The sequence below is a fragment of the Streptomyces sp. MBT65 genome (assembly GCF_016612545.1).
Classification (GTDB): domain Bacteria; phylum Actinomycetota; class Actinomycetes; order Streptomycetales; family Streptomycetaceae; genus Streptomyces.
Map to the genome: position 1 here is coordinate 1 of NZ_JAENRY010000399.1, position 8,023 is coordinate 8,023.

At 72.7% G+C, this 8,023-nt stretch carries 3 protein-coding genes; 2 read left to right on the top strand and 1 reads right to left on the bottom strand.

Going from position 1 to position 8,023, the window contains the following annotated elements; translation table 11 throughout:
* Both JHN63_RS46210 and JHN63_RS46215 read left to right on the top strand, forming a co-directional pair.
* Nucleotides 1-1,497: MFS transporter (locus JHN63_RS46210; RefSeq protein ID WP_200691130.1), on the top strand; the 1,497-nt coding region annotated here is incomplete at its 5' end.
* Nucleotides 1,498-2,210: 713 nt separating this feature from the next.
* A complete protein-coding gene (locus JHN63_RS46215; RefSeq protein ID WP_200691131.1) occupies nt 2,211-3,323 on the top strand; it encodes an aminotransferase class V-fold PLP-dependent enzyme in 1,113 nt (370 codons plus the stop codon).
* A 176-nt stretch (nt 3,324-3,499) separates the two neighbouring features.
* Here JHN63_RS46215 and JHN63_RS46220 read toward each other — a convergent pair whose 3' ends face one another.
* Nucleotides 3,500-7,942, bottom strand: coding sequence for a hypothetical protein (locus tag JHN63_RS46220; protein ID WP_234478713.1), 4,443 nt, complete (start codon nt 7,940-7,942; stop codon nt 3,500-3,502).
* Nucleotides 7,943-8,023: the final 81 nt, after the last annotated feature.

Sequence of the window (8,023 nt, forward strand, 5' to 3'; positions counted from 1 at the left end):
GCTCCCACCAGGAACATCCGGCGGCGGCCGTGGATGTCGCCCAGCCGCCGCCGGATGTTCCTGGTGGGAGCCGCCGGATTCACGCTGGGTTCGCTGCTCTGCGCGATATCCGTGTCGCCCCAGATGCTGATCGGCGCACGGATCGTGCAGGGCCTGTTCGGCGCGGTGATGCTGCCGCAGGGCCTCGGCATGATCAAGGAGATGTTCCCTCCGAAGGAGTCGCAGAAGGCGTTCGGCATGTTCGGCCCGGTCATGGGGCTGTCCGCGGTGTGCGGGCCGATCCTGGCGGGCTGGCTCGTGGACGCGGACTACTTCGGCACCGGCTGGCGCATGATCTTCCTGATCAACCTGCCGCTCGGGGCCGCGGCGATCCTCGGCGCCCTGCGCTACCTGCCGCGGGGACGCTCCGAGGCCAAGCCGCGCCTCGACATCCCCGGCATGCTCCTGGTCTCGCTGGCCGCGCTGCTCCTCATCTTCCCGCTGGTCCAGGGCCGTGAGTACGACTGGCCCGTGTGGACGTTCGTGATGATGGCCGCGTCGATAGCCGTCTTCGCCGTCTTCGCCCGCTACGAGTCGTACCGCAGCAGGAACGGCCTGGACCCGCTCGTCGTCCCGAGCCTCTTCCGCAAGCGCGGATTCAGCGGCGGCATGGTCCTCGGGCTGGTCTTCTTCTCGACCATGCAGGGCTTCATGCTGGTGTTCAACCTCTACACCCAGATCGGCCTCGGCTACTCGCCGCTGAAGGCTGGCCTGGTGATGGTGCCCTGGTCCGGCGGCATGATCGTCGGCTTCGGGGTCGCCCAGGGGTTCGTCCGATTCGGACGCACCGTGCTCCAGGCGGGCACGGTGGTCATGGCGCTCGGAGTGTTCGGCGTCTGGCTGACCCTCGACCAGGTGGGATCCGGCGTCGGCCCCTGGCAGCTCCTGCCGTCACTGCTCGTCACCGGCATCGGCATGGGCCTGCTCATGGCGCCCTTCTTCGACATCGTCCTCGCCAGCGTCGAACAGCACGAGACCGGTTCGGCGGCCGGCACGATGACCGCGATGCAGCAGCTCGGCGGCGCCTTCGGCGTGGCCATCCTCGGCACCGTGTTCTTCGGTCTGCTGGGCGGCGGGATCGCCGGCGCGGTCGACCACCGCTCGGACGACCTGCGCGGCCAGTTGAGCGCGGCGCACGTCGCTCCGGCGGTGCAGGACCGCGTCGTGGCCGACCTGCGCCGCTGCGCCTCGGACCGTGCCACCGCCAAGGACCCCGCCGCGAACCCGGCGTCCTGCGCACTCCTGGAGAAGGACACCCGGTCCGCGGTGACCACGTCCGAGGCGGGCGCCCGGATACCCGCCGCCCTGGAGGCCACCGCCTCCTCGGCCTTCCGCAGCGGTTTCGGTTCCGTCATGCAGACGCTGCTCTGGATCGTCGACGGGATGCTCGCGCTGACCTTCCTTCTCTCCTTCCTCCTGCCGCGCCACGCCCGCCCCGAAGAGGCCGCCGGACACTGAGTCCCGGCCGACAACCAGCGCGCACGGGACGGTCGTAGACCTTTCGGGAGGGTCTACGACTGTCCCGTGTCCCGTGTCCCGAGGCGGCGCGGCCCAGCGGTCTGGCGTAGCGGGGCGCGGTCCGGGGCCGGGTTCTGCGCTGCGCGGTCCGGGGTCCGGGTGCGGACAGGCAGTGCGGACAGGTGGTGCGGGCGCCTGTGACGGCCGAACTAGTGCCAGGCCGTCGGCGCTTGAAAGCGCGCCCGCCGTCACAGCACCCNGTCTGGCGTAGCGGGGCGCGGTCCGGGGCCGGGTTCTGCGCTGCGCGGTCCGGGGTCCGGGTGCTGTGACGGCGGGCGCGCTTTCAAGCGCCGACGGCCTGGCACTAGTTCGGCCGTCACAGGCGCCCGCACCACCTGTCCGCACTGCCTGTCCGCACCCGGGGGGCACGCAAGACGTGAGCCGATCATTCACCGGCCGCAGACCGGCGCGCAGTCCCTCCCGTCGGCGCGACCGTCAGCTCGCCGGGAGCTGGTTCTTCACGACGACCGCCGCCCTGTCGCGGGGCACGGCACGCGGGGGTGAGGCCGTTCACCCCGGTCGGGCCCGAGCAGGGCGCGCCGCGTACCGTGCGGGCAAGCGGGAACGCGCACGTGCCGACCGGAAGCGGACACCGCGCGGCACACCGCCGTAGACACCCGCAGCCCCCGCCCCCGCCCGGAAGGACGAGCCCCGTGCTCACGTCGTACGCAGACCACTTCGCCACGCCTGCGGGATATCTCGACTTCGCGCGGTTCGGTCCGCCGTCGCGGGACGTCGTGGCCTCGACGGCCCGGGCCATGGAGGAGTCCGCGCGCGCCGACCACACCACCGTGGACGGCCTGATGGGCGCGGAAGCGGTCGCACGGGACACGGCCGCCCGCCTGGCCGGTACCGACGGCCGCCACACGGTGCTCCTCCCGAACGCGTCCACCGGGCTGTTCCACGCCGCTCTCGGAATCCGTGCGGGCGTGGTCCTCGCACCGCGCACCGACTTCCCGGCCAACCACTATCCGTGGCGGCGCAGCGCCGAACTCGGCCGGGCCACGCCGCGCTGGCTCGATCCCGCGGCCGGTGAGGGAGTCACCCCCGACCTGGTCCGCGCCGCGCTGACCGACGACGTCGTCGGTGTGTCCGTCAGTGCCGTCGACTTCCGCACCGGCTTCCGCGCCGACCTCGCCGCACTGCGCGAGGCGATCGGACCGGACCGGCTGCTGATCGTGGACGCCATCCAGGCGTTCGGGGTGGCGCGGATGGCGTGGGACGCGGCCGATGTGGTGGTCGCGGGCGGCCAGAAGTGGCTGCGCGCGGGATGGGCCACCGGCTTCGCGACGCTGTCCGACCGTGCGCTGGAGTCCCTGGAGCCGGTGCTCACCGGCTGGACGGGGGTCGAGGACGTCGGTGTCTTCGACGGGGCCGAGCACGTGCCCGCCGTGGACGCGCGACGGTGGTCGATCACCAACCTCAGCCCGGTGACGGCCGCCGCGTTCGCTGCCGCTCTCGGGCTCGTCGAGCGGTACACGGTCGCGGCGATCGAGACCGAGATCGCCGTACGCGTCGCCGAGTTGACCGAGGTCGTCGAGGAGCACGGCGGTCGCGTCCTGTCCCCCGCCGACCCGGCGCGGCGGGCGGGCATCCTCTCCTTCGCGATGCCGGGGCACGATCCGTCCGTCGTCGCGAAGGCGCTGCACGGCGAGGGAGTCACGCCGACCGTCCGTGCCGACTCGCTCCGGTTCTCCCCGCACGCCTCGACTCCGCCGGAGGCGTGCGCACGGGTGGCGGCGGCACTGGCTTCGTTGAGGGGCTGACCCCGCCGAGCGTCCGCGAACCCGGCTGAGCCACCGCCGAACGGTCCTGGAGGCTGCCCAGCGGTCCTGCCCGACTCGGTGCGGTCATCGCCGATTTCGGCAAGCAGCCGGGCATCGGTCGGCACGGCGAGAACCGGGAAGCTCGTGACGATCTCCGCGTCAGGGCGGCGCGGCCCTCACGGCTCGAAGCGGCGTACCGTCCCGTCGTCGGTGACCAGGGTCAGGACGATTCCCAGATCGCGGGCGGCGGTGCCCGCGGCGATCTCGGTGAGGAGCATGTCGCGGTCCGCCCAGCGGCGCAGCAGCCGGTAGCGCTGCGCGAGGGTCAGGGTCAGGTCGCCGAGCGGGAGCGCGCCGGTCAGCGCCGCGAACGCGGCCTGGTCGGGTGTCGGGGTCACGCCCACCGCGGCGAGGTCGTCGAGCGACACCGTGGTGTGCGCCGGACCCGCCCAGTCGGCACCGGCCAGGCGAGGCACCCTCGTCGCGGCGTCCGGGGCCGCGAGCCGGAACTCGGTCCAGCGGTGCAGCGCGTCGGACGGGTCCGGTCCCCCGAGCAGGGCGCCGAGTCCCGGCCGACCGAACGGGTCGGAGGGCGCCCGCTTCCTCAGCGCGGCGACCAGCGCGGCGGGCAACCAGTCGCCGCCGGCCGCGGGTTGACGCAGCATCAGAGGCAAGGAAACGGACCGGTTCCCGGTGTCTCCGGTCTGCGGCGCGGGGGCCTTCGTGGCGCTCGACTTCACCTGGTCCGGGGCGACTTGGACGCCGAGACGGTCGGTGAAGAGTCCGGCGACGTTGTCCAGCCAGCCGGCCGCGACCGCGGGGTCGATGTCCGGCCGTACCGACTTGCTCATGTAGCGGCCGGACTTGTCGTTCACGGTCCAAGTCCGCAGGCTCTCGCTCCAGCGGAACTCGCCCGACACCCGGCTCGCGCCGGGCCGCGTACGACCGCCCTCCTCGAACACGGCGGCGATGCCGGTGTGTCCGAGGCCGTCGATCTCCGCCCGCAGCGACTCCGCCGTCACCTCGGGGCGTCGGGTGCGGACGCCGGCGAGCAGCGCGTCGAACCGGTCCTGCGCCATCACCTGCGAAGGGGCCTCGCTGCCGAGCAGGACACGTCCGTCGTCGGTCACCGTGTACAGCCACACCGCGTCGCGGTTGCCGGTGATCAGCAGGTCGGGGTCCACCTCTTCGAGGGGGATCCACAGCGGGTTCGCCCGTACGTCGCCCTCGTCGTCGCGCTCCTCGTCCTTCACCCGCTTCGGCAGCACGGGGTCGCCGAAACCGGCGGTGAGGTCACCACCCGGACCGGGCTGCGGCGCCGTCGGCAGCAACGTCTCATAGTGGTCGACGCCGTTGTAAGCGACGTACACGGTAGGCCCGTTGGCGTCCTCGGAGAGGCGGTGCAGGATGGATCCACCGCGGCCGTCGGGCTGGACGACGACGAGGTCGATGCCCAGCGACTGGGTGAGCAGCAGGGGTACGTCGTCGTAGAAGGGCGTGTGCCACAGTTCGGGCGAGCGGATCGCGCGGTCGACCAGCCCACGCTCCCCCAGGGTGACGGTCTGCGCCGGGGTGGCGGGCACGACGGTCGGCAGGTGGCTGCGGATCTCCCGCCACAGCGCCCGCGAACGCGTCGTGGCGGGGCCGTGCAGGGTACGCAGGACCAGTTGGCGCGCGTTGTTCGCGTGCGCCTGGTCGGTCAGCGCGCGGCTTCGGGCGTTCGCCACCGGCCCCGTGACGTTCTCCAGCCCCTCGGCCTTCAACTGCGCCTGGATTCCCGCCTGTTGCGCGGAGGTCAGCGGGATGTTCCTGCGCGGGCCCAGCTGCGCGAGCAGGGGCTGCAGGCTGCGCAGGTCCGGGTACCTGTCGTGGACGATCGTCTCCAACGGGTCCCGCGTGGCGTGCTGGTGGGCGGCGGCGGACGTCCCGTACCAGGCGGCGGTGTCGTCGCGCAGGTCGGTGACCGTCATCGTGCGTACGGTTCTGCCCCGCACGGTGTGGCTGGGGTGCTGGGCGCCGATGCCGGCGATGATGGCGGTGAACAGGCAGTTGCCGTCGGGGCGGACGTTCTGGAGGGTCATCTGTCGGCCGTCCACGCGGACGGTCCGGGCGGGTGGCGGCTGCTTGTCGCCGACGGACTTGGCCTGCGTGTCCGACTTGGCCTGTGTCTCCGAGTCGGGCTTGTCCTTGTTCTGCGTCTCCTTGGTCGTCGTCTCCTTGCCCTGGCTCTCCTTGCTCTTCGTGTCCTGGTCGCTCTTGGCTCCCTTGCCGTCGCTGTCCTTGCCCTTGCCCTTCGTGTCCTCGGCGCCCTTGTCCCCCGGCAGCTCAGCACCCCGAACAGGCGGCGCCGGCACCGGTGTTGAGGTCCGTGGACGGGCCGACAGGTAGCTGTCACCACGCCGGTAGACGGTCACCTGCCGGAGCGGGCCGGCCGTCGGATCGGCGGAGCCCGGGAAGAACCGGTAACTGCCGTCCTCCCCCACGACCGTGATGTCCACCCCGAGGGAACGCGCCGTCAGATCCGCGGCGAGGTCCGCCGTCGCGTCGTCCCAGCGGCGGGCCCGCTGCACGTGCAGCCGTACGAGACTCTGCCGCTGAGCGGGAGTGAGGGCGGTGCGCAGGGCGTCGGGCAGCCGGCCGCCGTGCTCCTCGACGGTGCCGGACAGGGCGGGATCGCGCCGGAAGTGCTCGCCGAGCCTGCTGGTCAGTTCGGCCGTACGGAACACCGCTTGCGGGTCGAGCATCACGTCCGGGGGCATGTCGACACTCCGGGCCACACGGCCGGCCAGTCCGGCACGTCGGGTCTCCGACACCGCCGTAGGCCCGCCGCGATCCCCGACACCGAGGATCGCCGTGAAGAACCCGTTGCCGTCGCCGTCCGGTTCGTGCAGGTCGTAGACCCAGCTCCGGCCGTCGGGATCGGTGGCGGTCAGGGTGCGGTGGTCCTGGGCCGCGTCGAACCGGCGCAGCGACGGGTCCGGGGTGCCGTCCGTCTCCCACGGCGGGCGGCTGAACGCGGGGCGCAGTTCGGCGTTGCCCGCCGCCTCGTCCTGCTCCCCACCGTCCTTCTTGTCGCCGTCCTTCTTCTCGCCGTCCCTGTCGCCGGTCTTCTTCTGCGCGTCCTTCTTCTGCGCGTCCTTCTTCTCCGCGTCCTTCTTCTCCGCGTCCGTGTCGCTGGTCTTCTTGTCGGTCGTCTCGGTGGTCTTCTTCTCCGTCTCCGGTGCCTTGGCGGTGCCCGGTGCCGGTGGGGCCCGGAAGACGACCTCGTCCGGTTCCGGGGTGGTGCCGAGCCGGGCGCGTCCCGCCGGTGTGGCCGCGAGTTGGTGCCAGCGCGTCAGGCGGTCGGCGGCTTCCCGGACGCGCGCGTACTCGTCGGCGAGCGCCTCGGCGAAGGTACGTCGTTCGCCCAACTCCGCGGTGAAGGCGTCCAGTTGGTCGCGCGCCGTGTCGCGGGCCGCGCGGGCCGCGGTGACCTCGTCGGCGGCCGCCCGCAGCAGGGCCGTCACGCGGTCGTGTGCGGCGTCGCGTTCCGCGTCGTGCAGTTCCGCCCAGCCGTCGTGGGCGGGTTCCGCGCCGTCGTTCTCCTGTTCCAGGCGGGCGAGTTGGCCGCGGGCGGCGATCACCTGGGGCAGGGTCTCGGGGTCGCGGGCGGTGAGGGTGGTCAGCAGGTTCTCGGCGTCCGTGAGCGCGGTCTCGCGACGCGGGCCCTCGTCGCGGCGCAGCTCCCAGTACTTCTTGTCGGCGGCCGTCCACTCCTTGTCGGCCTTGGTGACCGCGTCCCACGCCGTGGCCGCCACCGGCGGGAATCCGTCGTCGCCGATGAGGCCCAGTTCACGGGCGACGTCCTCGCGGACCCAGGCCAGGACGGTGGTCTCGGTCTCGCGTGCCTGCGGGGCGCGCTGCGGGTTGCCGAACGGGCTGCGCATCGCCCGCACCGGCGCTGAGTCCTTGACGTGGTGGTGGACTGCGGCGACGCTCAGCCAGGTCGTGGGGATGGCGAACAGGAACGTACGGGTGGTGTTCGGTTTGACGTTCACCGACGCGAGGCGGTCGCCGCCCGAGGCGAGGGTGTCGGACTCGGTCGCGACGTCGCCCGGTCCCGAGGCGCCCATCTGGTTGGTGCCGGTGGCGGCGGTCGACGTGGCGGGACCGCCGCCGAGCGCCGACTCGGCCTGCCCGACGCGCCCGGCGCTCGCGCCACCGCCCTGCACATGGCGCTTGGGTGCCTCGTGCTTCATACCGTCGGTGACGGCGAGCAGCCGGGCCTGCCGGAACTGCGGCCTGGAGTACATCCGCAGGTCGGCGTCCGCGCCGCCGAAGAAGCCGCGTTCGGTCAGGCCCGCCACCTCGTAGCCGCCGGGGTCGAGGGTGCGGTCGTAGAAGGCGCTGAGGGCGCCGTTGCCGGTGCCGTCCTCCAGGTTCTGGGCGGGCCCGGTGCCGGCGCGGGTGAGCGGGGTGTCCTGGGCGCGGGCGATCAGGTCGTCGTCGACCGCGTCGGTGAGCGGGAAGGACGTGTCGTAGGCGGAGGCCAGGACAAGGGAGTTGGCGGTGTGGAGCTGGTCGACGCCGACGATCCGGCGGACCTTGAACCCGTCCGGCGGCATGGTGAACGGCTTCATGCTGTCGTCGGGGTGGAGCGTGTCTAGCCAGCCGCCGGGACCGGTCGTGGCGGGCGGCGCGACGCGGCGGGAGGGGCCGGG

Bases quoted from the DNA above. Each gene is read 5' to 3' on its own strand.
- JHN63_RS46220 (WP_234478713.1), bottom strand. From the start codon at position 7,942: ATGAAGCCGTTCACCATGCCGCCGGACGGGTTCAAGGTCCGCCGGATC.